This window comes from Nonomuraea sp. NPDC050022 (assembly GCF_044460705.1).
Lineage (GTDB): Bacteria > Actinomycetota > Actinomycetes > Streptosporangiales > Streptosporangiaceae > Nonomuraea.
Genome location: NZ_JBITKE010000013.1, coordinates 141101 through 164086 on the forward strand (window position 1 = coordinate 141101; position 22986 = coordinate 164086).

Sequence of the window (22986 nt, forward strand, 5' to 3'; positions counted from 1 at the left end):
TGCAATCCCTACCAGGAAGGTCACGACATGACCGACGAACGTTCCGTCGTCGAGCGGCTCACGCTCGAAGAGAAGGCGAGCCTCGTGTCCGGCGCCGGTTTCTGGGCGACCGCGGAGGTGGCCCGCGCGGGCGTGCCAGCCACGGTGCTCACCGACGGCCCGCACGGCGTACGCATGCAGCGGGCCGGCTCCGACCACCTCGGGCTCGCCGACAGCATGCCCGCCACGTCGTTCCCCACCGCCGCGGCACTGGGCTCGTCGTGGGACGAGGGACTCCTGCGCGAGGTCGGGGAGGCGCTCGCGGTCGAGGCCAGGGCGCTCGGCGTGGACGTCCTTCTCGGCCCGGGCGTCAACATGAAGCGCTCCCCCCTGTGCGGGCGCAACTTCGAGTACTTCGCCGAGGACCCACTACTGGCCGGCGTCATGGCGGCCGGGTGGGTCGCGGGCCTGCAGTCGCGCGGCGTCGGCGCGTCGGTCAAGCACTTCGCGGCCAACAACCAGGAGACCGACCGCATGCGCGTCAGCGCGGAGGTCGACGAGCGTACCCTGCGGGAGATCTACCTGCCCGCCTTCGAGCACGTCGTCCGCGAGGCGCGGCCCGCCACGATCATGTGCTCCTACAACCGGATCAACGGCGTGTACGCCTCACAGAACCCCTGGCTGCTCACCACGCTCCTGCGCGAGGAGTGGGGATTCGACGGGTACGTGGTCTCGGACTGGGGCGCGGTGCACGACCCGGTCGCCGCCCTCCGATCCGGGCTCGACCTGGAGATGCCGGGCACCGGCGGCCGAAGCGCCGCCACGATCGTCGAGGCCGTACGCGCCGGCGAGCTCAGCGAGGACATCCTCGACACCGCCGTGGCCCGCCTGCTGGACACCCACGACCGGGTACGGCTGCCACGCGAGGGCGAGGCCCCGGCACCGGACTTCGACGCCCACCACGCGCTCGCCCGGCGCGTCGCCGCGGAATGCGCGGTCCTGCTCAAGAACGACGGCGCCCTGCTCCCGCTGGACCCGGACGCCGGTGGCCGGATCGCCGTCCTGGGCGAGTTCGCGCGTACCCCGCGCTACCAGGGCGCCGGCAGCTCCCAGATCAACCCGACGCGGGTCGACGACGCCCTGACGGCGATCCGCGCCGTCACCTCGCGCGAGGTGACGTTCGCGCCGGGATTCCGTCTCGACGGGACGGCCGATGAGGCCCTGCTCGCGCAGGCGGTGGAGGCGGCTCGCGGCGCCGCCGTGGTGCTGGTGTTCCTCGGCGAGCCGTCAGAGGCCGAGTCGGAGGGCTTCGACCGCGACGACCTGGACCTGCCGGCCGTACAGCTCCGGATGATCGAGGCGGTCTTCGAGGTCAACCCGTCGATCGCGGTCGTGCTGAGCAACGGCGGCGTCGTACTGACCGGCCCGCTCACCGCTCGGGCGGCGGCCCTGCTGGAAATGTGGCTGCCCGGCCAGGCCGGCGGGAGCGCCACGGCCGATCTGCTCTTCGGGCACGCCGCGCCCGCCGGCCGGCTGGCGGAGACCGTCCCGCACCGGCTCAGCGACACGCCCGCGCACGTCAACTGGCCAGGCTCGGCTGGGCAGGTCCTCTACGGGGAGCGGCTCTACATCGGCTACCGCTGGTACGACCGCACCGAAGGCGACGTGGCCTTCCCGTTCGGCTTCGGGCTGTCGTACACCACTTTCGCCTACTCCGAACTGTCCGTGCACGTACCCGACCCGACCCGGCCAGAGGCGCGCGTCGAGGTCACCGTCACCAACACCGGCGCGCGCGAGGGCGCCGAGGTCGTCCAGGTGTACGTCAGCGACCCCGTTTCGGACGTGGACCGTCCCGTACGCGAGCTGCGCGGCTTCCGCAAAGTGCGCCTGACGCCCGGGGAGAGCGCCCGCGTGGCGATCGAGCTCGACGCCCGCGCCTTCAGCTACTGGAGCGCCCGGCACGGGCAGTGGGTGGCCGAACCGGGCGAATACGGCGTACACGTCGGCCCCTCCTCCCGCGACCTGCCCCTGGAGCAGCGCATTCACCTCGATCTGGCGATGCCGCCGACCCCTCTCACGGCCGACAGCACGCTCGCGGAATGGCTCGCCCACACCCGTGGGCAGGAGATCATCCAGGAGATCTTCGCGACGTCCGCTGGCTCGTCCTTCATCACCGACCCGGCCAGCCAGCCACTGGTCGCGCAGATCCCGCTGGCCACCCTCCTCAGCATGGGCGCCTCTCCCACCGGGCAACTCCCACCGTCCATCGACGACCTGGTCCGGAAGGCGAACTCCTAGGCTCATGAGGAAGTCAGGCATGCCCCAACTCCCCCTTGGCTTCCTCTGGGGTGCGGCGACCGCGCCGCACCAGGTGGAAGGCAACAACGTCAACAGCGACTGGTGGGCTCTCGAACAGACGATGCCCGGCATGCAGCACCGCGCGATGATCGACACCGCCCTGGATCTGGGACTCACCCCGGTCGTCACCCTGCATCACTTCACCCAGCCACGGTGGTTCGCCGACGTCGGCGGGTGGATGGGCGACCAAGGGATCGAGCGCTTCGCGGCCTACGTCCGGGAGGCCGCGGGCATTCTCGATGGCGTCGAGTGGGTATGCACGATCAACGAGCCGAACATGCTCGCCCTCATGGTCGGGATGAGCCGGGCCGCGCAGTCCGGTGACATCGAGACGTGGACGAGCCCCACGGTCGAAGGCGTCACACGTCCGGTGCTGCCGGATCCCGACCCCAAGGTCGCGGCGCGGCTGGCCGAGGCACACGACGCGGCCCGCGAGGTCCTGAAACAGCGCACCGGCGCGGCCGTCGGCTGGACCGTGGCGTGCCAGGCGTACACCGCGACTCCTGGCAACGAGGAGAAGCTGCGCGAGGTGAGCTACGTCCGCGAAGATCTTTACCTGGAGGCGGCCCGTGGTGACGACTTCATCGGCGTGCAGTCGTACTCCAGCCAGGCCGTGGACGAGAACGGCGTCGTCCCGCATCCGAAGCGTCCGGACAACACGATGACCGGCGACGCCTACCGGCCGGACGCGATCGGCATCGCCGTCCGGCACACCTGGGAGACGACCGGTGGCGTTCCCATCCTCATCACCGAGAACGGGATCGCCACCGCCGACGACTCACGGCGGATCGCCTATACGTCGGAGGCCCTCGACCACCTGTTCGCCGCCATGGACGACGGCATCGACGTGCGGGGCTACATCCATTGGAGCGCGCTGGACAACTTCGAGTGGGGGCACTGGGAGCCGACCTTCGGTCTCATCGAGGTCGACCGCCGGGCGTTCGACCGCCGGCCCAAGCCGAGCCTGGCCTGGCTGGGAGAGACCGCCCGTAGCTCCATCACCAGGTCCTGAGGTTCTTTCTGTATTCCTCGACCAGCGTGTCGTACTCGGATGGGGAGCCGGCGAACTTCGTGACGCCCGTCTTCGGATCGATCGTCACGAAGTACAGCCACGGCCCGGCGGCCGGCTTCAGGGCGGCCGCGATGGCGTCGGCGCCCGGGTTGCAAATGGGACCTGGCGGCAGGCCGAGGCGCGCATAGGTGTTGTACGGCGACCGGCTCTTGAGATCCTCGTTCGAGGCCGTGGCGCCGAACTTGCTCAGGCCGTACAGGACCGTGCTGTCCATCCGCAGCTCCATCTCGGGCCTGTGCTTCAGCCGGTTCTCGATGACCCGCGCGATCTTGGGCATGGCGCGCTTGTCGATCGACTCGGCCTGGACGATGCTGGCGATGGTCAGGATCTCCAGTGGCGTACGGCCGACCCGCCTGGCACCCTTCACCAGGTTGCTCTCCTCGGCGGCGCGATTGAAGCGTGTCACCATCGCGGCGAGGATCTCGGCGGGGCTCGACGTGGGCGAGACCTCGTAGGTTCCGGGGAAGGCGAATCCTTCCAGCGCGCCCTTGGCGTAGGCCGGAAGGCCGAGCGCCTTGCCGTCCTTGGCGGCTCGCTGGAACTCCACCAGCGGTCTGCCGGTGGTGGTCGACAACTGCTCCAAGATCTGTGAGAGCCGTAGTCCTTCCCTCACGGTCACGGTGATCTGTCCCTGCTTGGTGTCCACAATCGTCTCTCCAGAGCCCTGCCCGGCGACGTCCTTGGAGACGTCCTTGGAGACAGCGGACAGCCCCTGGACCACGAGCGTGGATCCGACCGCCATCACGGTTACGGCCGCCGCTGCCGCCAGGGCGAGGCCGCGCCGACGGGATCGACCCTGCTTGACCTGGAGGAACCGGCCCGGTGGGGGCGGCTGCTCCTCATGGGCCATGTCGGAGAGGGTCTCACGCAGCAGATCCTCGATGTTCATCCGAACTCCCTCACGGTGCTCAGTTCAGGCGCGGCCTTCTTCAGGCGCTCCAACGACCGGTAGATCTGGCTGCGAACCGACCCGACCCTGACGCCGAGCAGCCGCGCGATCTCGGTCTCGGAGAGGTCTTCGAAGTAGCGCAGCACGAGCATGGTCCGCTGCCGGGGCGTCAGCCGGGCGAGGGCCGCGCGCATCACCAGGCGAAGATCCACCATCTCGGCGTGCCCATCGCCGATCTGTTCGGGCAGCCATCCGGTGGACACTTCCGCGACGCGGGAACGGCGCCGCCACCAGCTCACCTGCTCGTGGTACATGACGCGGCGGACGTAGCCCTCGATGGCCGCGGTGTCGCGCAGGCCGCGCCACTTCGCTGCGGTCTTCGCCAGCGCCGACTGGACCAAGTCCTCGGCGGCGTGCCGGTCACCGGTCAGCAGGTACGCGGTACGGAACAGCGCCCCTGATCGATCGATGACGAACTCCCGGAAGTCCGCCGCAAATCCTGGATCCACCTGTCCTCCTCGCGATGTCGCCAAGCAAGGACGCGGACAGGGGGTCGATCTATGCCGCCGTGGCCGAACTGATCCGCGGCAAGGCGCTCAGTCGTCGAGGTGTGAGGCCCCGCCCCGACGGGGCCTCGGGTGTCATCCTCCGGGTCCTGGTGGGCCGTCAGGGGTCAGCCGGAAGTGAAGCTGAGCCGCGTCGTGTGTTTGGGGAGCTTGACGGTCAGGGTGCGGGTGGCGCTGTCATAGCGGTACGCCTCGGCGGGCAAGTCCTTGGGAGGTGCGGCATTCAGGAAGTTGAGCGTCCATTGGCGCGGCTTGCCGCTGATCTTCACGGTCCGCCGCCCTCCTGACTCCGAGTATCGGATCGTGGTCCTGTCGTACAGCGTGTACGAGCCGGAGGCCCCCGAGGCGATGCTCAGCGTGAGCTTGTCCAGGGGGTTCTGGACGTCGTTGGCGACGTCAGCGGTCCTGGTCGGCAGGATGCCCCCGGCCTTGACGAACACGGGCATCGTGTCGAGGCCGGTGGTGATGTTCCGGGTGGTGCCGCCGGTGTAGGTCTGGCCGGTGAAGTAGTCGGTCCACTGCCCGGGCGGGAACCACACCGAGGTCGTGGCCCTGGCGCCGGGCGTGGTCACGGGCGCGACCAGGAGGTCGGGGCCGTAGAAGTACTGGGTGGCGGCGGTGGCGTACGCGTTCTCCTCTTCGGGATATTCCAGGTATGTCGGGCGGACGATCGGGACGCCGGTGGTGTTGGCCTCCTGGGCCAGCGTGTAGGTGTAGGGGACCAGGTTCTCCCTCAGGTTGAGGAACTTCTTCGCCGAGTCCTTCGCCGCGCTCCCGTACTGCCAGGGCAGCCGGTCGCCGTGGTTGCTGTGCAGGCGGTCGATGGGCTGGAAGGTGCCGAACTGGACCCACCGGGCGTACAGGTCGTCGGGCAGCTTGCTGGTCCGCCTGGTCTGCCCGTTGTCGAGGTAGGTTTCCGAGCCCGGCAGGCCCGTGGTGTCGTTGTGGCCGCCGATGTCGTGGCTGATGGACGACATGCCGGTGGCGGCGGATTCGCCGGGCGTGTAGCCGACCTCCGCCCGGAGGGTTCCCCAGGTGGAGGACGTGTCGCCGGTGAAGTGGACAGTGCTGCGCTTGTCGGCCCACGGGCCGGTGGGCAGGCCCGAGCGGCCGGCGTACGAGCCGGTCTGGAGGGAGCCGAAGGCACGGGAGAGCACGAAGCCGCCGTTGGCCGCGGCGTACTGCTGGTGGATCCAGGCGTCAGGGGTCACGCCGGGCAGCGAGGACTGCGAGGCGTCGCAGCACCAGTCGAGCCACCAGAAGTCGTTGCCCTGCTGATCCATGGTCTTGTGCAGGTCCATGTACGCCTTGAGCTGGTCGGGGTCGCCCCAGTCGAAGGTGTAGCAGTTCGCGCCCGCGGCCCCGGCGCAGCCGCCCTTGCGGAGTTTGCCCTTGGCCGTGGCCTGTGCCTGGGCGAACTGGGGGTCGTCGCCGACGATGCTGGGATGGACGTTGAGCGTGTTGTGCAGGCCCTGGGCGGCCGACCAGTCGAAGAACGCCTTCGGGTCGGGGAACTTCGCGCGGTCGATCTGCCAACCACTCCAGGTGTTGGGCGATTTGAAGTCGGTGTCGGTGACCAGGACGTCCAGCGGGACGCCCTCGGAGCGGAACCTGGGCAGGATCGTGTTCTGGTAGTCGGCCGCGGTGCGGTCGATGTACTCGGAGTACCACACGCCGTACGCCCAGCGGGGTAGCAGCGCCGGCGGCCCGGTCAGGGTGGACAGGTCCGACAGGGCGCGCTTGTAGTCGTGGCCGTAACCGAAGAAGTAGCCGTCCTGGTATGCCCTGCCGCCGGGCCGCTGGGTGACCTTCCCGGTGGCGGGGTCGTACAGGGCCGAGGGTGTGTCGTCGAGCAGGTACCAGCCGTCCTTGTGCAGCATGCCCGGAGTGGTCGGCGGGGTGCCGTTGTCGCCGTTCACGTTGTCGAGGCTGCGGCGGTAGCCGCCGAGCGGGAGGTGGGGCGGCGGGGCGGCCGTGCCGGTGGGGGTCACCGCGAGCGTGTCCGCGTTGACGCGGCAGCCGGAGGCGCCGGGGCAGGTGAGGGCGATGTCGTTCGTGCCGGACTTGAGCGCGACCGTGATGGCGGCCGTCGCCCAGGTGTCCCAGTCGGCCGTGATCGGGAAGGTCATCTGCTGCGTGGCGCCGCCCGTTGTGACGGTGGCCGTTCGCGTCTGGTGCAGGCCGTCGCCGCCGACGCCGTTGGCGTAGCGGATGTGCAGCGTGTACGTGCCGTCGGCGGGCACGCCCACCAGGCGGGTGGCCAGGCCGGCGCCCTGGTTGAGCTCGGCGACGAAACCTCTGCCCGCGTAGCCGGCGTGGTCCTGCACCACCTTGGCCGTACCGGCGAGCCCGCCCGCCTCGGCCTCGCAGCTCGTGCCGTACGCGCAGGGCACGGTGGCTCTGGCCGACGGCGGCGGATATCCGGCGCCCGGTGGCAGCAGCGCGAGGCTGTCGATGTTGACGTTGCCGGAGTCGGCGGGCGTGCGGGTCAGCGTGATCATGTGCCGGCCCGCGGCGAGCTGCACCGCAGGTGTGGCTATGGCCCAGGTGTCCCAGTTCGCGGTCACCGGCAGGGTCACCGTCTGGCCGGTGCCCCCGTCCACCGACAGGGTGAGCGTGCGCGGCGTGTGCTGGCCGTCGCCGCCGACGGCGTTGGAGTAGCGGATGGCGAACTGGTGCTGCCCTGATGTGGTCGCGTTCACGTCCGCGGACAGCGAGTTGCCGGTGCCCTCGAAGCCCGCCAGGAAACCCGCGCCGGTGAAGCCGGTGTGGTCGGTGGCGACAGCCAGCCCGCCGTACGAGAGATCCTCGGCCTCGCACAGGGCTCCGGCGGGACAGGTCAGTTGTTGCCACGGGGCGGCGGTCGTGGTCTTCAGGCTGACCGAGAGGTTCTGCGGGGTGAACGGTCCCGATCCGACCTGGTAGCGCAGGGTGAGCGCGCTCGTCCTGATGGTGAGCCAGCCGTTCGACGTACTGGAGGTGAAGGGCGTCGCCGGAAAGGTGCCGCGCCCGACGGCGTTGAAGGTCGGGGTGTCGAGGAATTTGGCGTCGCCCGCGTACTCGGTTCTTATCAGGGTTGGGGACAGCACTTCGAAGCGGGCGTTTCCTGAGGTCACCGCTTTGATCCGGTTGCTGTCAGGCATCGCCTCCGCCGGGGTGGGGGCGATGCCCGACATGGCCACCGCGGTGATCGCGACGGCTACGAGGCGCAGGAAGGGGCTTGGTCGCACTGGGCGGCTCCTTAGTCACGTTCGATCGGACAGCGGACCGAATTTGACTGCTTTGCCGCAACTATTGACCAGACTGATCGACCTGACAAGATCGGAGCATCATATTGATCGGATTCGGTCAGTGGGGTATGTAAATCGGTCAGCGGAAGAACCGGAAGCCCGCTTCACCGGCTGGGGAAGCAAGGTATGCGCGACTCCCCCTCCCGCCGGTCAGGTCTACCCCCCGAAATGGCGCAGCGACGGCTGAAGCCGATCTGGTGAGCGAGACAGGGACGCCGCCATGGACACTTTAGAAGTTGAATTCGCCCTTCTTGACGCCATCAATGAACGCCGCCCAGACCGAAGGTGAGAAGACGTAGGGGGCCTTCTCCGGATGCTCGGAGTCGCGCAAGCCCACTCGGCCGTCGCCCAAGGGAGCCACTTCGATGCAGTCGCCGGCCTCCCCGGAGCGAGTCGCCTTACGCCACGCAGCGCTCTCCAGCAGTTCTGCGGTCATGTCGTCCATTGCTCTGCCATCTCCCCAATCAACTGGAGTGAAGCCCGCCGAGGCAGGGCCTCGTTGTGCAACATCTCGTACCTCGACTTGATCTCGCGGACTCGCTCACTGTCAGCGGTGATCTGGCTCAGCGTGATCGACTCCAGGTAAGCCATGTCCGGCATCCCTGGCCCACTGGCGAGAACGAAAGCGCCTTGCAGACCGGTGGTCAACCAGGAGTTACGCGGGAGCACGCGGACGTTGATGCGAGGACATTCGTCCAGTGCGGCCAGGTGCGCCATCTGCTCAGCCATTACCGCCTCGCTGCCGATAGGCCGACTAAGAACCACTTCGTCCACTATTACCCATACCGTAGGCCCGTTGTCCCGCTGAAGAACATGCTGGCGTTCCAGACGTGCCTCAACATTCCGCTCGACCTCGTCCGGGGTGGTGGCGGGCTTGCCGCGGAAAATGGCTCGCGCGTACTCCGGCGTTTGCAGCATGCCAGGCACGATCAGCGGCTGCCATAGCCGGAGCGTGTCCGCCTGCTGCTCGATCTCCGCCAGCCGAGCCAGCCAAACGGGCCAGCGTGAGGCGTGTTCGACCGTCTCGCGCCAGCGCGACAGCAGCCCGCCATCCGCGCTCAGCGCGGCGTCGGCTGCGCGGGCGAAGTCTTCATCGGCCGGACGTTGTCCCCGTTCGACCATGCTGATCTTCGATACCGACCAGCCAAGCATCGCGGCGAGTTCCTTTTGCCGCTTCCCTGCAGTGATGCGGTATTCGCGGAGATGAGTGCCGAACTTTACCCTCGGCCCCCTCAAAGCGGGTTCCGGATCGGTGTTATGCAAGACCGAGATTCTCCTTCCCGATTGCACACAACAAATGCACGTGTCATGTGTAGTAGCACACCTGGTTCGTGCCTGGGAAGTGCTTTGTCTTACCCCCTATGAGCAGCGGGTTTCTGGGATGGTCTCTTTAGGCCGCTTCGACGCAGCACCGTCGCCGCACGAAAAGACGAACGGGCGTGCATAAGGGCGCTCACATTCTTCACATAAAGGACAGAGCCGACGATCCAGAAATAGCGAGGTGAATTCGGTGATCGAGATACCCGCACAGACCGAACTTCAGGAACTCGGCGTTATCCAACTGGAGTGCAATGACCGGGCTCCATATCAGGCGCGGAAGGCGGTCGCCGCCTGGACGGGGGCCGCGCATCCCGCCCAGGAGATCTTGATCTTGGCGACATCTGAGCTGATCACCAATGCCGTCACACATGCCGGCGACATCGACTGGATCGAGCTCAAACTGTCCCAGGGACTGGACTTCCTCCGTCTGGTGGTGACCGATCCAGGATTGGCCTGCTCAACGCCCTCGCGTATCCCGATGCAGGCGTCGAACCTGTACGCGGAGCAGGGGCGAGGGCTGGCGATCGTGGAGAACCTGTCGCGCGGGCGGTGGGGAAGCCACCGACTGCCGGTGAACGGGCACCGTTGCGTGTGGTGCCACCTCGATCTCCGTCCTACCCCGGCACAACTCGAAGAGCTCTTCAGCGCCTCCGCCTAACCGGCTGCTTCAGATGATCAGCATGCTGGCTGTGGTGTTGGCTCGTAGCACCCGCAGCCTCGCCATCCCCGCAAAGGCGAGCAGCCCCTTCCCCACCATCCGTCTACCGTCGGAGTCTGCCATGCCCGAACCCATCACCCCCGCCATGGCCGCGCATGCCGCCACTCACCTCACCAATCTGCAGGCACGGCTGCAGACCCTCGGCTTGCATGCACGCCTGCTCACCCAGGACGAGCAGCTACCGCGCCTGCGTGTGATCAACCCCGAAGCCACCACCCTGTCCGAGGTGATCTCCGCCGCGCCGCAGGAAGGACAATGGCTGTTTTGGTGGTCGTGGGCCGAACCGATCGTCGGGGTCGTCGATCTCGCCACAGCGACCGATCACATCTGCCGCGTACTGGCCGTAGCACGGCGAGGCGCCGCCTGACCTCGATCAACGCTGAACAACTGGACAACGCCCACTGGCCACCCCCGGCATCCGGTACACGGCCAGGTCGCGCCCCTTTCGGACGGTGGTCGCCGTCCCGGTTGCATAGACCAGGTCCCCCACGGTTATTGGCTCGATCGGGCTCCATCATCAACTGGAGACAGTTGCCCCCAGTCTGGAAGATTTGGGATTGAGGATCTTCGCACCGCCGAACCTGCCTGCGAGGGGCGGAGGGATCTCGTTGCCACCGAGATCGACGATCACCACACCGCTGATCCTGCTTGCGAGAGCCAGAGCTGCAGGGACAGCATTGTCCACTATGTCGTCCCCGGCAGGGTCGATGCCCAACATGCGAAGGTGACCGTTCAACCTGTCTGGGTCGCTGCCCTGGCGATCGAAGGGGCGAGACGGCGCGAAGCTGGTTACGACTTGCCCGTCCATCGCATAGATGAATCGGTCATGTGCGCCGCGGTCACGTTGTACGGCAATAGCCTCGCCTCCGCCGACGGACAGGGCTTTGACGAGTTCGCGTCGGCTCCCTCGACGGCCTTTGCACGCGGCAACGGTCCAATCCTCGATACGAGCAACCGTGATGATCTCCTCAGGACCTTCCGCTTCCTGATGCCTGGCGACCTCTTCGTCGGAGACGAGCCGGACGTCCTGATCCGCGGCACCAAGACGGTGGAGGACTTCCCGCTCATCGAGATCACGGACGAAGGTGATCCCGTAGACAGGGCCGAGCGGTCCGTCATCAGGCCAGCCGTAAACATCCGGGCCGACTCCTGAGTCTTGCGCGAAGACCCGGACGACCTCGAACACCTCGGGGTTGGCCGCGAAGTAGGCCTCACGGATGTGAGCTGGGATCATGCCGCTTCTACCGATCCTGTCGCCATTGGCCTCGGCCCATTCCCGAATGCCGGGAGTACCGGGAGGACGGACAAGGCGCGTCATTCGCATCGAGCGAAACGAAGGGTCCGACATGTTGGGCAACCTACGCAAGATCGCGAGCCGCTGCAGCACCGACGTTTGTGTGCGGAGGCGTGCGGATTGAACCGGTCGCGCAGCACGCGCACGGTCTCGACCTGCCATCACCGCGGTGGCGTCTGCTCGATGGCGGCCGGACGTAGCTGGGCCGTGCGGATCCGTGAGACGTCCAGCTTGCTCGTACGGTCGAAGCGATAGATGCCGTTCTGTTCCTGGAAGACGTCGGTCAGCTGGGTGTAGCAGTAGCCGAACATCCGGGGGTCGTCCAGCAGGACGCCGACCAGCCCGGCGAACCGCTGCTGGAGTTCCTCCTCGCTCGCGGGTCGTTCGCCGTATCCCCAGGAGTGCTCCTCGGGCCGTACGTCCGAGTTCCACCAGATGCCACCGAACTCACTGCAGAAGTACGGCTGGCCCTGGTACGGCACCGACCATGCCGTGCCGTCGGGATCGGCGTTGACGTACGGCGTCCCGTCGGCCAGGCCCGCCATCAGCTTGCCGAACACCTCGGGATCCTGCTCGTAGCAGTGCGAGTCGTAGACGTTGGCGCCCGGGACCCGGTGCGCGTAGCCGGACGCGTCGACCACTGGACGGGTGCGGTCGGCCGCCTTCGTGGCCAGGTACATCCCCTGAGTGACGTCGTCGAGCACGGTGATCTGGTCGGTCAGCCGCTGCCAGGTCTCGTTGAGCGGGCACCAGCCGACGATGGACGGGTGGGAGTAGTCGCGCTCGACGGCTTCCAGCCACTGGGTCACGAACGACGCGGTCGGTCGCTGGTTGTCTCCCGAAGGTCCGCCGGTGTTGGCTCCCCAGTCTCCGAACTCGCCCCAGACCAGGAAGCCCGCCCGGTCCGCGTGGTAGAGATACCGCTCCTCGAACACCTTCTGGTGCAATCGGGCGCCGTTGAACCCGGCGGCCATGGCCAGCTCGATGTCGCGGCGCAGCGCCTCGTCCGTGGGCGCGGTCATCAGGCCGTCCGGGTAGTAGCCCTGGTCGAGCACGAGCCGCTGGAAGCGGACCGCACCGTTGAGCAGGACGGCGTGCCCGTCGATGGCGACCGAGCGGAGGCCGGCGTAGCTCGTGGCGGTGTCCACCACGGCGTCGTCGCCGTCGAGCAGGTCGATGCGCAGGTCGTACAGGTGCGGATCCTCGGGAGACCACAGCCGGACCCGGTCGTCGGGCAGCGGCAGCCACACTTCGGGGGCCAGGTCGAGGTCGGCGCGCGCCGTCGCCCGCGCGAGGTCTCCGGTCTGGTCCGAGACCGTCACCTGAACCCGGTGCCCCGGGCGGTTGGCCGACACCGGCACGGTGATCCGGAACGCGGACGCGGCGACGTTCGGCGTGATCCGCGGCCGGCCGAGGTGCGCGTCGGGCACGGGCTCGCACCACACCGTCTGCCAGATACCGGTGGTGCGTCCGTAGCACGCGCCGGCGCCCTCGAAAGTGACCGCCTGCTTGCCGCGCGCCTGCGGGCCGGTGCGGGGGTCCCGGGCGCGCACGACCACGGTGTACGTGTGCGCCGGATCGGCCGCTGTGGACAAATCACAGCTGAACGGGGTGAACCCGCCCCGGTGCCGGCCGGCTTCGACGCCGTCCACCCACACCGTGGCGTCGTGGTCCACCGCCTGGAAGTGCAGCAGCACCCGCTGCCCGGCCCAACCTTCCGGCACCCGGACGGTCCGGCGGTACCAGACAGCCGGATGGAAGTCCGGGTCGCCGATGCCGGACAGCGGTGCCTCGGGGCAGAACGGCACCACGATCTCACCGGTCAGGTCCCGGTCGACCAGGCCACGCTCAAGCCCGGAGTCGCCGGCGTCCCGCTCGAACTGCCAGGCTCCGTTCAAGCACCGCCATTCGGTGCGGACGAATTGCGGACGTGGGTATTCAGGGCGCGGGTACTCGGGTCGCGGAATGCTCACAGTGCTCGCTTTCTCGGTGGAAATATCGGGAATTTTCAGGACTTGACGGCGTCGGCGATGCCCTCGACGAAGTAGCGCTGCAGGGCGACGAACAGCACGACGACCGGCAGCGGCGAGATCGTCGCCGCGGCGGCCAAACCGACAAGGCAGACGAACAGCCCGAACAGCACGGCGGCCGCGGTCGCGCCGCGGAGGGGATCGCGACCGTCATCCGCTCGCTCCGGCGACGCCCGTGGTGCTCTGGTCGACCATCAGCCGCCACGGCGCCTCAAGGTGGACGGCCGGGCTCTTGTCACCCTCGATGCGCGCCAGCAGGCGGGTCACGGCGAGCTCGGCGATCCGCTCCTTGTCGGGCGCGATGCTGGTCAGCGGCGGAGTGGCGAACCGGCCCTCGTCGATGGCGTCGAACCCGGCGACGGCGACGTCCTCCGGCACCCGTAGCCCTCGGGCCAGCACCGCCCGCATCGCGCCGAGCGCGAGCAGGTCGTTGTAGCAGAACACGGCATCCGGCGGCTCGGCCAGATCGAGCAGGCGGTCCATCGCCTGGCGGCCGTCCTGACGCTGGTAGCGCCGTACGGGCACCGTCAGCTCGGGCCGCAGAGGCAGCCCCGCCTCCTCCAGCGCCTGCCAATAGCCCGCGGAACGGTGTGCCGCGGTGTTGCCGCGCGGTTTCTCCACCGCGCCGATGGCGGCGATCCTGGTCCGGCCCAGCGCGGCCAGGTGCGCGGTGGCGGCGCGGGCGGCGGCGGTGTCGTCGATGGCGACGTGGTCCACGCCCTCCACGCTCACCTCACCCAGCGTCACCGACGGGCATTTGCCCGCCCAGTCGCGCAGCTCGTCCTTGGTCAGACCGAGCGGGCTGAAGATGAACCCGTCGAACAGGGCCGACCGGTCTCGCCGCATGACGATCTGCCGCTCGCGTTCCGCCACGCCTTCGGTGCGGTCGATGAGCACCGTGTAGCCGCGCTCCTCGGCGCGGTCCACCACGTGGGCGGCCAGTTCGGTGAAGTACGGCACGTCCAGCGGCAGGACGAGGGCCAGCAGGCTGGACCGCCCCCGGTTGAGGCTGCGCGCCGCGAGGTTGGGCCGGTAGTCGAGTTCGTCCAGGGCCTGTTGCACCTGGGCGCGGGTCTCCTCGGACACGTAGGCGAAGTTGTTCACGACGTTGGAGACGGTCCGTACTGAGACTCCCGCCCGCCGCGCCACGTCACGTTGTGTCACCACAGTCGTTCATCCTCCTGTCTTGTTAAGAAGAGTCTTGCCACGCGGCATGCCGCGTGGCAAGAATGAATTGCTACGCGGCAATATTCTTCACGAGACCTTCACGGGCCGCGGGGTGAAAGGCAGGACGGATGACCGCGATGACTCGGCGGGGAGTCCTCGCCGCGGCGGGCACCCTGGCCGCCGCGACGGCGACCGGCGCGCGCGGCGCGGCTGGTGGTGGCGGCACCGGTACGGGCGGCAACTCGCTGACCTGGTGGGATCATCAGAGCCAGCTTCAGAAGGCGAAGGCGGAGATCTTCGCCAAGTTCGCCAAGAGCCTCGGCGGCGTTCCGGTGCACTACGCCTACTACAACCCGGCGAAGATGGGCCAGGCGCTGCAGCCGGCCGAACAGAGCGGCCAGCTGCCGGACATCCGCACCAACGCCGGCCTCAACTGGAAGCCGCGGGCTGACCACCTCAAGCCGATGTACGCGAAGCGCTAGCCGGAGGACCCACAACCCGTGAACAGACCTAACATCGTGCTGATCATGACCGATCAGCAGCGGGCCGCCTGGACGGCCGCGAGCGGCTTCCCGCTGGACACCATGCCCTTCCTCGACGGGCTGATGAGCACCGGCGCCCAGTTCCGCCGGGCCTACACCACGTCGCCGGCGTGCGTGCCCGCCCGGGTCAGCCTGCTCACCGCGCGGTATCCGTCCGCGCACCGGGTCCGGCAGAACAGCGCCGCGCAGCACGTGCTGCGCGGCGCCGATCTGGTGGACGTGCTGCGTGCGGCCGGCTACGCGCTGCATATGGCGGGCAAGACGCATTTCTACCGCGAGCCCGCCGACTTCGACACCTTCGCCGCGCCGTACGGGCATAATCGCGGACCGGCGGGGACGCCTGAGCAGGCACGGTTCGAGCAGTGGCTCGGCGCGCTCGACCACTCGGTGAGCCATGAGCCGACGCCGTTTCCGCTGGAGTGCCAGTTTCCGTATCGGATCGTCGACGACGCGATCAGCGCGATCGACCGGACGCCCGCCGACCGGCCGTTCTTCACCTGGCTGTCGTTCCCCGAGCCGCACAACCCGTACCAGGTGCCGGAGCCGTACTTCAGCCTGTTCGCGCCGGAGGAGATGCCCGAGCGGATGGTCGGGCCCGAGGGCGCCGAGCGCAAGGGCGGCACGTACACCTGGCTGCGCGAGCTGATCGAGGAGAAGCGGCCCGGCTACGACGCGGAGTGGCGGCGATACCGCGCCAACTACTGCGGGATGCTCCGCCTCATCGACGACCAACTACGCCGGTTCTTCGCGTACCTGGGCGATCGGGAAACGCTGGTGTTCTTCGTCGCCGACCACGGCGACTACACCGGCGACTACGGCCTGCCGCGCAAGGGCGCGGGCATGGCCGAGTGCCTGATGCGCATCCCGTTCGCTGTGGCCGGGCCGGACGTGCGGCCGATGGTCAATCGCGCCGACTTCGTCTCGCTCGCCGATCTGTTCCCGACGATCTGCGACGCTCTCGACGTCGAGATCCCGCCCGGTGTCCAGGGCCGCAGCCTGTGGCCCATGCTCACCGGGGAGCCGTATCCGGCCGAAGAGTTCGCCAGCGGGTACGGCGAACGCGGGTTCGGTGGGCTGTCCTATGACGTCGGCGAGCGCCCTCCGCTGCATTTCCCGTACGAGGGTCGCACCTTCGACGAGCTCAACACCGTCACCCAGTCCGGCACGACGGTGATGCTCCGGCGCGGGCAGTGGAAGCTGCTGCTGGACGAGCGCGGCACCGGCGAGCTGTACGACTGGACACCGACCCCGCGGAGCTGGACAACCGGTACGACGATCCCGCGCTCGCCGCCATCCGGGCCGACCTCACCACCGATCTCGTCCGCTGGATGATCCGCGTCCGGGACGACCTGCCAGAGGCGGCTTACACTCTCAAACGCGCACCGCACAACTGGCACTAGCGCCCCACCTCCCACTCGCTGCGCGCCGTCGGCCACTGCGTGTAACCGCCGCCGATGCTGCCGCACCCGCGTAGCGGGCCGTTCTGCCGCCAGCCCTTGGCCGACGTCATGATGCTCGTCGTGCCTGGTCAGGCCCTGTCAGCGCCACCGGAAGGCCTGTCAGATGGCGTATGGCCAGGGCTGTCAGATCGCATGCGGACAGGCTGACAACACCGATCTCCTTGTGGACACGTTGGGTAACCGGCGAGATTGATCCCGCCGCCCAGCAACCCCACCCCAGGAGTAACGATGAAGTTGGCCTCATGCGCCGCTGCCCTCTTGTCGGCCGCCTTGCTCACATCACTGGCCGAAGGGTCCGTGATGTCGGCGGCCGAGGCGGCCGGCATGAGGGCCCTTCCGAGCGTGAACATGGAAGCCACCGTCAAGGCGGCCCTGATCGACCCGAGGCGACCTGACAGCACGCAGACCCCGGGCGCCAAGGCCAGTGTGCTCCTCGTTGAGCAGGCGCTGCGCGACCGGAGCCTGCTCGACGCGAAATGGGTGGACGGTTACTTCGGCTCCACGACGGTCACCGCCTATGCGAAGTACCAGAAGTCGCTCGGCCTCACCGGTCTGGACGCCAACGGCCTGCCGGGCAAGGGGTCGCTCGCCAAGCTCGGAGCCGGCCGCTTCACCGTCACCGCCACCGTCGACCCGGGCGCCCGGGTGTCCTACGGCGCCGCCGTCGTCAACACCCGTACCCGGAACATGCTGGCCGAGGCGAAGCGCCTGCTCGGCCGCGATCTCGCGCTGGACCAGGGTTCGTACAACCCCGGCGGCGACCCGACCTCCGTGGGCACCCACGACGGCGGCGGCGTCATCGACGTCTCCGTAAAGGGGATGACCGCCGCCACCCGCACCGCGGTCTGCCGCGCGTTGCGCCGGGTCGGCTTCGCGGCCTGGGTGCGCAGCCCCCAGCAGGGCGACTGGCCGTGGCACATCCACGCCGCCGCCATCAACGACACCAGCCTCTCCAGCCAGGCCCAGCACCAGATCGGTGACTACTACCTGGGCCAGAACGGGCTCGCCAACCGCGGGCCGGACGACGGTCCCAAGGTGACCATCCGCACCTGGGAGGAGTACCAGCGCCGCTGAGTCCTCCGAAACCAAGCTCCGCTGATCATCCGAGACCTAGAAGCACCGCAGACAAAGGAGAAACAGCATGAGAACTTTCACCAGGATCCTCACCGCGACGACCGCCGCGATGGCACTCAGCGGAACGGTGCTGGCCACCGCGACGCCCGCCTCGGCGGCCGGCCGTGACGGCGTCTGTGACAGCGGCGAGTTCTGCTACTACTTCAACAGCAACCAGCAGGGCTCGGTCTCCGACTTCACCGGATCGGTCTCCGACTACTCCACGACGCAGCCCACCTGCTACGACTTCAAGGGCCCCGGCGAGGGCAAGGGCAAGTGCATCAAGAACGCCGCCGCCTCCGTCTGGAACCGCAGCAGCAAGAAGGTCCGCGTCTACTTCAACACCGGCAATACCGGCACTTATCAGGACTTCGCCGCAGGCGCCAAGGGCAACCTGAACGCCAGCCTCAAGAACCAGAACGCCTCGCACGAGTTCAACCCGTCGACGACGACGCGCACCAACATGTCGTTCGCGCTGTACGCGAGCTCCGGCGGCGGGATCAGCTGCGGCTTCGACGGTTACACCTCCACCTCCGGCCGGCATGAGGGCATCGACATCGCCCGCGGCATCGGCTCGGATGTGCACAACCTGGTGGCGGGCACGATCACCAATGTCCAGTTCGGATCCACCGGCCGGGCCGGACTGTCCACGATCGCCGTCTACAACTCCGCGGCGAACAAGACGGTGATCTACCTGCACTCCGCTCCGCGGTCCTCCCTGCGCGTCGGCCAGACGGTCAGCCGCGGCCAGATCATCGCCGACGAGTCGTGGCACGGGGTTTCGAGCAGTGGGTCCGCGCACACCCACGTCGAGATGCGCCCCGGACGCCAGACGCGGGCGTCCAAGAGCGTCGGCGACCCGAACCTGGAGAACCCGAACCCGACCTCGTTCTGGAACTCCCAGGGCTACAACGTCCGATAGCGAACCCCGACCGCTGACAAGAGAGGAAGACACCTGTGCCTTCACGAACTGTACGGCTGATCTCGGGGCTCACTGCGGCGATGACGCTCGGCGGAACCATGCTGGCCACCGCCTCGCCCGCCTCGGCGGCCAGCCGCGACGGAGTCTGCGACACCGGCGAGTTCTGCTACTACTTCAACAGCAACAACCAGGGATCGGTCTCCGACTTCACCACTTCGATCCCCGACTACTCCACCACGCAGCCCAGCTGCTATGACTTCAAGGGTCCCGGCGCGGGCAAGGGCAAGTGCATCAAGAACGCCGCCGCCTCCGCCTGGAACCGCAGCAGCAAGAAGGTCCGCGTCTACTTCAACACCGGCCTCACCGGCAGCTACCAGGACTTCGCCCCGGGCGCCAAGGCCAACCTCAACTCCACTCTCAAGAACCAGAACGCCTCGCACGAGTTCCTGGGTAGCTCCCTACCGCCGACCCAATGCAAGACCGACGGCACGGACAGCAAGCTGCCCACGACGATCCTCGTGTACCGCGAGTCCCTCAATCGCGTGGAGCGGGTGGACTTCAAGACCTACGTCAAGAACGTCCTGCCCAACGAGTGGGTGACGAGCTGGCCGAGCGAGTCCCTCAAGGCCGGCGCGATGGCCGTGAAGAACTTCGGCTGGTACTGGGCGCTGCACTCCGCCAGCAAGACGCCGAGCGGCCAGTGCTTCGACGTCTATGACCACACTTCAAGCCAGGTGTACAAGCCCGGCTCCGCGAAGGCGGTGACGAACGCCGCGGTGGACGCGACTTGGGGCACCCGGCTGACTCGCAGCGGGAAGATCTTCCGGGCCCAGTACTGCTCAACGACGACGGCGTGCGGCAACTGGGTCAACGGCGACTGGATGTCGCAGTACGGCTCCCGCGACAAGGCCAGAGCGGGCTGGAGCTACTCCAGGATCCTCAAGAACTACTACACGGGGATCGTCATCGGCTCCTGACCCCTCCGAAGACCATAGTTCCCCGCCGTATCCTGCGCGGCGGGGAACTATGGCGCGTCTACGATGATCTGGAAGTTGACCGGCCGGCTTCCGGGGAAAAGGACCGTTCCCGAAGCGTCCACCATCTTGAATCGCACGTAGCACAGGCCCGGCTTGCTCGGCGTGGTGACGACGGTCTGGATGTCGACCAGCTCGCCGGGTTGGGTGTCCTTGATCGGCACGTGGGAAATGGTCTGGCACTGATCGGCCTGCTGCGTGACGTCGAGGCGACGCAGCGAATATCCCTTCCACGGCACGGTCCCGGCGTTCTTGAGCCGCCATGTCTTGGTCACGCTCTTACCGGTTTCGACGCGCGAGCAGTCGGGAAGCGTGACGTCCTCGATGAACGTCACCGCGTCACCCTTGTGCAGCGGCGCGGCCAAGGGCGGGCTGGTCGAACGCACCGGGCAATCGGCCGGGGACAGCGCGGCCATCGCTGAGGTGTTGGACAGGGCCGGGCCAGGTTGTACGTCGGGCGTGGCACCGCGATTGATGGTGGTCACGATGACGGCCACCGACCCCACGGTGACGGCCGCCGCCACGAACGCGGCCGGGCGGATCCACCGCGATCGCCCTTGTCCCCCCGGCGCGGGGACCTCGCCCACGGTCTCGCCGGTTGACCATCCGTTGGCGAGGTGCACGGTAAGGGGTTCCGCGACTCCGCCGGGCAGATGATCCACTGAGGTGTCCGGGCGAATCGAAAGCTCCCCGGCGCTCCCCGATCTGACCGCCAGGTTCGCTCGCTCCCAGCGCTCGCGGTACGCGGCCGGGTCCGCGCCGCACACCTTGAGGAACTCAACGGTGGTCTCCCAGCTCGGGAGCCGGTTACCCTTCGTAGCCTCGTGCAGCGTTGTGTGAGAAATCGCCCCTGACCGGCCGGACATTTCCCGAAAAGACGGGTTGCCGACCGAGGTGCGCAGTTCCCGCAGGGTCACCGCGAAGTCCTCGATTGCCTCCGTCCGTACCCGCGTGTCGTCCACCGTGTGAAGTTAACAGCACCCATGGTGTTCATCAACCGAAACGGACAAGCCCGTTGAGATGGTGCTTGAGAAGGTCACCTATTACCCGGCTATCATTCGCACCATTCGTCACTCTGCTCGAATACGGTGCGCAGCATGGCCGCCACCCAAGGTGCAGGGCCCGCCGTCCGGCGCGAGGGCTTCGATTGCCGAAGCCAGGGCGCCATCGACGTTCCCGTCGGACAAGGCGGCCGTCAAATGTTTGGAAAGTCCGAACCGACTTTTCCGTCTTTACCAGAATCCGAGTCAATGAAGCCATAACCCGTGCGTTCACGTCCAAGGGGGATGGATCGCGGGCGATCTAGGCCAGCTCTGAACTGGCAGGAGTGAGATCCAAGTGACGAGAGGCGAACACTCCGTAATCCTGCGATTCGCATATTCCGACCCCGCAAAGACCTGTCGACTTGACACCTTCTGTAACCACACAGTCGGTAATACAGCAGGCGTGCCGGCAATTCTCATCCGGCGCGTAGTGCCTCAAGTCAATCGGCCGGCTCATCAAGTCAGTGACCACGGAGAGTTACCAGAGGCTACGAAGCCGTCCGAGTCAGAGGAGCCCTCGTTCCATGGCCACCACGACCGCCGCCGCCCTGGTCTCGACGCCGAGCTTGGCGAAGACGTGCTTGAGGTGCGTCTTGACCGTGGTCTCGCTGATCAACAGGGTTCTCGCGATCTCCTTGTTGGCCGCGCCGCGTGCCACCAGGCGCAGCACCTCCAGCTCGCGCGGGCTCGGCGCCTGCGCCGCGGGCCCGCGGATGAGCGCGGAGGCGATCGACGGCGCCAGGACCGCGCCGCCCGCGGCGGCCGTACGGACCGCCCGGTGCAGTTCCTCGCGTGGCGCGTCCTTCAGCAGGTAGCCCGCCACCCCGGCGGCCATGGCCCGGGTCACGTCGGCGTCGGTGTCGTACGTGGTCAGCACGATCACCTTGATCTCCGGGTGGTCCACGCGCAGTCGCTCGATCGCGCCCACGCCGTCCAGGCCGGGCATGCGCAGGTCCATGAGGATGACGTGCGGCCGGGCCTGCCTGGCCATGGCCAGCGCTTCGTACCCGTCGCCCGCCTCGGCCACCACCTCGATGTCGTCCACGTGGTCGAACATGCCGCGCAGCCCGTCGCGGACCACCGGATGGTCATCCACGATCATCAGCTTGAGGGGATACGCAGGCACAGTGCCGTCCCCTCTCCCGGCGCCGTCTCCACCGTCAGCGTTCCGCCCACGCCGCGGGCGCGCTCGCGCATGGCCGCCAGCCCGTAACCGGAACCGCGCGCGGCCGGGTCGAAGCCCTTACCGTCGTCGAACACGTCCAGCGTCACCTCGTCGTCCATGTACGTCAGCGTGATCGCCACCCGGCCCGCCCGCGCGTGCTTGGCCGCGTTGGACAGCCCCTCCTGCGCCGCGCGCAGCAGCGTGGCGCCCACCTCGCCGGGCAGTGGCCGGGGTGTGCCCTCCACTGTCACAGTGGCGGCCACTTCGGACGTACGTGACCACCGCTCGGCGACCTGCGCCAGGGCGGCGTCGAGGCGCGCGTCCCGCAGCGGCCCCGGCCGCAGCGCGTCCACCGAGCGGCGGGCCTCTTGGAGGTTGTCGCGGGCCAGCTCCTTGGCCAGCGCGATCCTCCTGCGTACGGCGGGCACGTCGGGCATGGCCTGCTCGGCCGCCTCAAGCTGGGTGATGATCCCGCTCAGCCCTTGGGCGATGGTGTCGTGGATCTCTCTGGCCAGCCTGGCCCGTTCCTCCAGCACGCCGAGGGCCTTCGTCTGCTCGCTCTGGCGCAGGACGTACGTCAAGAACATGCCGATCGCCACCACCAGGCCGCAACTCCCGGCGAGCCGCCACAGGACGTCGGGGTCGTCCAGGTAACCCCTGGCCGCGAACGTGCACAGGATTGTCGCCACAGCCCCCGCGTACGACCAGGGGATGGGCAGCATCACATACGGCTGGGGCATCAGCCCGAAGATCACCACATCGAGGGAGCGGTCAGTGAGCACCAGCGCGACGTACAGGGCGCAGAGCACGGCCAGGTGGAGCGCCATAGGGCGGAGCCGGCCGAGCAGGTGCGGACGGCGGACGATGAAGAACCAGTGCCAGCCGGCCAGCGACGCGAGCACCACCAGCGTCATCGGTGCCGGGCTCTTGTGCTCGCCGATCGACAGGATCAGTCCCAGCGCCAGGCAGGCGTAGTACAGCAGGTGGAAGGCGCGCACCCAGCGCGCCTCCCAGACGTCCACCT

General features: G+C 68.0%; 21 protein-coding genes. 9 read left to right on the forward strand and 12 right to left on the reverse strand.

The window, feature by feature from the left end:
• Positions 1-27 precede the first annotated feature (27 nt).
• Entirely contained in the window at positions 28-2277 is a 2250-nt protein-coding gene (locus ACIBO2_RS44845) for a glycoside hydrolase family 3 C-terminal domain-containing protein (protein WP_397304216.1), read from the forward strand.
• A 19-nt stretch (positions 2278-2296) separates the two neighbouring features.
• Positions 2297-3349, forward strand: a complete 1053-nt coding sequence (locus tag ACIBO2_RS44850) for a family 1 glycosylhydrolase (RefSeq protein WP_397304217.1) — start codon at positions 2297-2299, stop codon at positions 3347-3349.
• Here ACIBO2_RS44850 and mltG read toward each other — a convergent pair.
• The 5 genes from mltG to ACIBO2_RS44875 all read right to left on the reverse strand — a co-directional run bounded on the left by mltG (position 3336) and on the right by ACIBO2_RS44875 (position 9417).
• Positions 3336-4298 (reverse strand): endolytic transglycosylase MltG, encoded by a 963-nt coding sequence (gene mltG / locus ACIBO2_RS44855; RefSeq protein ID WP_397304218.1) that lies wholly within the window; start codon positions 4296-4298, stop codon positions 3336-3338. The two genes, ACIBO2_RS44850 and mltG, sit on opposite strands and share 14 nt — an antisense overlap.
• The gene (locus ACIBO2_RS44860; protein ID WP_358532627.1) at positions 4295-4807 is read right to left on the reverse strand and encodes a SigE family RNA polymerase sigma factor; all 513 of its coding nucleotides are present in this window, start codon (positions 4805-4807) and stop codon (positions 4295-4297) included. Before ACIBO2_RS44860 ends, mltG begins: the two co-directional genes overlap by 4 nt.
• 164 nt (positions 4808-4971) lie before the next feature.
• Positions 4972-8094, reverse strand: a complete 3123-nt coding sequence (locus tag ACIBO2_RS44865) for a TIM-barrel domain-containing protein (protein WP_397304219.1) — start codon at positions 8092-8094, stop codon at positions 4972-4974.
• A 289-nt stretch (positions 8095-8383) separates the two neighbouring features.
• On the reverse strand, positions 8384-8599 hold the full coding sequence (locus ACIBO2_RS44870; protein WP_397304220.1) for a DUF397 domain-containing protein: 216 nt from the start codon (positions 8597-8599) through the stop codon (positions 8384-8386).
• Positions 8587-9417: a helix-turn-helix domain-containing protein gene (locus tag ACIBO2_RS44875; RefSeq protein ID WP_397304221.1), complete on the reverse strand. Its 831-nt coding sequence runs from the start codon at positions 9415-9417 to the stop codon at positions 8587-8589. The genes ACIBO2_RS44870 and ACIBO2_RS44875 overlap by 13 nt, the downstream gene beginning before the upstream one ends.
• Before the next feature lie 238 nt (positions 9418-9655).
• Between ACIBO2_RS44875 and ACIBO2_RS44880 the strand changes: the two genes are divergently transcribed.
• Together ACIBO2_RS44880 and ACIBO2_RS44885 are read left to right on the forward strand one after the other, a co-directional pair.
• Positions 9656-10132 (forward strand): ATP-binding protein, encoded by a 477-nt coding sequence (locus tag ACIBO2_RS44880; RefSeq protein ID WP_397304222.1) that lies wholly within the window; start codon positions 9656-9658, stop codon positions 10130-10132.
• 13 nt (positions 10133-10145) lie between these two features.
• Positions 10146-10559, forward strand: a complete 414-nt coding sequence (locus ACIBO2_RS44885) for a hypothetical protein (protein ID WP_397304223.1) — start codon at positions 10146-10148, stop codon at positions 10557-10559.
• A gap of 150 nt (positions 10560-10709) precedes the next feature.
• Here the strand turns inward: ACIBO2_RS44885 and ACIBO2_RS44890 are convergent, their stop codons facing one another.
• The 4 genes from ACIBO2_RS44890 to ACIBO2_RS44905 form a co-directional block, all read right to left on the reverse strand.
• Positions 10710-11540 (reverse strand): DUF6461 domain-containing protein, encoded by an 831-nt coding sequence (locus tag ACIBO2_RS44890; RefSeq protein ID WP_397304224.1) that lies wholly within the window; start codon positions 11538-11540, stop codon positions 10710-10712.
• Positions 11541-11647: 107 nt separating this feature from the next.
• Positions 11648-13384: a glycoside hydrolase family 2 protein gene (locus ACIBO2_RS44895; RefSeq protein ID WP_397304225.1), complete on the reverse strand. Its 1737-nt coding sequence runs from the start codon at positions 13382-13384 to the stop codon at positions 11648-11650.
• A gap of 110 nt (positions 13385-13494) precedes the next feature.
• The gene (locus tag ACIBO2_RS44900) at positions 13495-13629 is read right to left on the reverse strand and encodes a hypothetical protein (RefSeq protein ID WP_397304226.1); all 135 of its coding nucleotides are present in this window, start codon (positions 13627-13629) and stop codon (positions 13495-13497) included.
• A gap of 37 nt (positions 13630-13666) precedes the next feature.
• Positions 13667-14680, reverse strand: a complete 1014-nt coding sequence (locus ACIBO2_RS44905) for a LacI family DNA-binding transcriptional regulator (protein ID WP_397304227.1) — start codon at positions 14678-14680, stop codon at positions 13667-13669.
• 131 nt (positions 14681-14811) lie between these two features.
• Between ACIBO2_RS44905 and ACIBO2_RS44910 the strand changes: the two genes are divergently transcribed.
• The 5 genes from ACIBO2_RS44910 to ACIBO2_RS44930 all read left to right on the forward strand — a co-directional run bounded on the left by ACIBO2_RS44910 (position 14812) and on the right by ACIBO2_RS44930 (position 19697).
• A complete protein-coding gene (locus ACIBO2_RS44910) occupies positions 14812-15165 on the forward strand; it encodes a hypothetical protein (RefSeq protein WP_397304228.1) in 354 nt (117 codons plus the stop codon).
• 18 nt (positions 15166-15183) lie between these two features.
• Positions 15184-16557 carry a sulfatase gene (locus ACIBO2_RS44915; RefSeq protein ID WP_397304229.1) on the forward strand — a complete coding sequence of 458 codons (1374 nt, stop codon included), beginning with the start codon at positions 15184-15186 and terminating at the stop codon, positions 16555-16557.
• Positions 16558-16913: 356 nt separating this feature from the next.
• The gene (locus ACIBO2_RS44920) at positions 16914-17759 is read left to right on the forward strand and encodes a peptidoglycan-binding protein (protein ID WP_358532661.1); all 846 of its coding nucleotides are present in this window, start codon (positions 16914-16916) and stop codon (positions 17757-17759) included.
• Between the two features lie 67 nt (positions 17760-17826).
• Positions 17827-18720 carry a peptidase inhibitor family I36 protein gene (locus ACIBO2_RS44925; protein ID WP_358532664.1) on the forward strand — a complete coding sequence of 298 codons (894 nt, stop codon included), beginning with the start codon at positions 17827-17829 and terminating at the stop codon, positions 18718-18720.
• 35 nt (positions 18721-18755) lie between these two features.
• A complete protein-coding gene (locus tag ACIBO2_RS44930; RefSeq protein ID WP_358532667.1) occupies positions 18756-19697 on the forward strand; it encodes a SpoIID/LytB domain-containing protein in 942 nt (313 codons plus the stop codon).
• A gap of 47 nt (positions 19698-19744) precedes the next feature.
• Here the strand turns inward: ACIBO2_RS44930 and ACIBO2_RS44935 are convergent, their stop codons facing one another.
• The 3 genes from ACIBO2_RS44935 to ACIBO2_RS44945 all read right to left on the reverse strand — a co-directional run bounded on the left by ACIBO2_RS44935 (position 19745) and on the right by ACIBO2_RS44945 (position 22984).
• Positions 19745-20716 (reverse strand): NBR1-Ig-like domain-containing protein, encoded by a 972-nt coding sequence (locus tag ACIBO2_RS44935; RefSeq protein WP_397304230.1) that lies wholly within the window; start codon positions 20714-20716, stop codon positions 19745-19747.
• 586 nt (positions 20717-21302) lie between these two features.
• Complete coding sequence (locus ACIBO2_RS44940; RefSeq protein WP_397304295.1) at positions 21303-21899, reverse strand: response regulator; 597 nt, start codon at positions 21897-21899, stop codon at positions 21303-21305.
• Positions 21899-22984: a sensor histidine kinase gene (locus ACIBO2_RS44945; protein WP_397304231.1), complete on the reverse strand. Its 1086-nt coding sequence runs from the start codon at positions 22982-22984 to the stop codon at positions 21899-21901. The genes ACIBO2_RS44940 and ACIBO2_RS44945 overlap by 1 nt, the downstream gene beginning before the upstream one ends.
• Positions 22985-22986 lie beyond the last annotated feature (2 nt).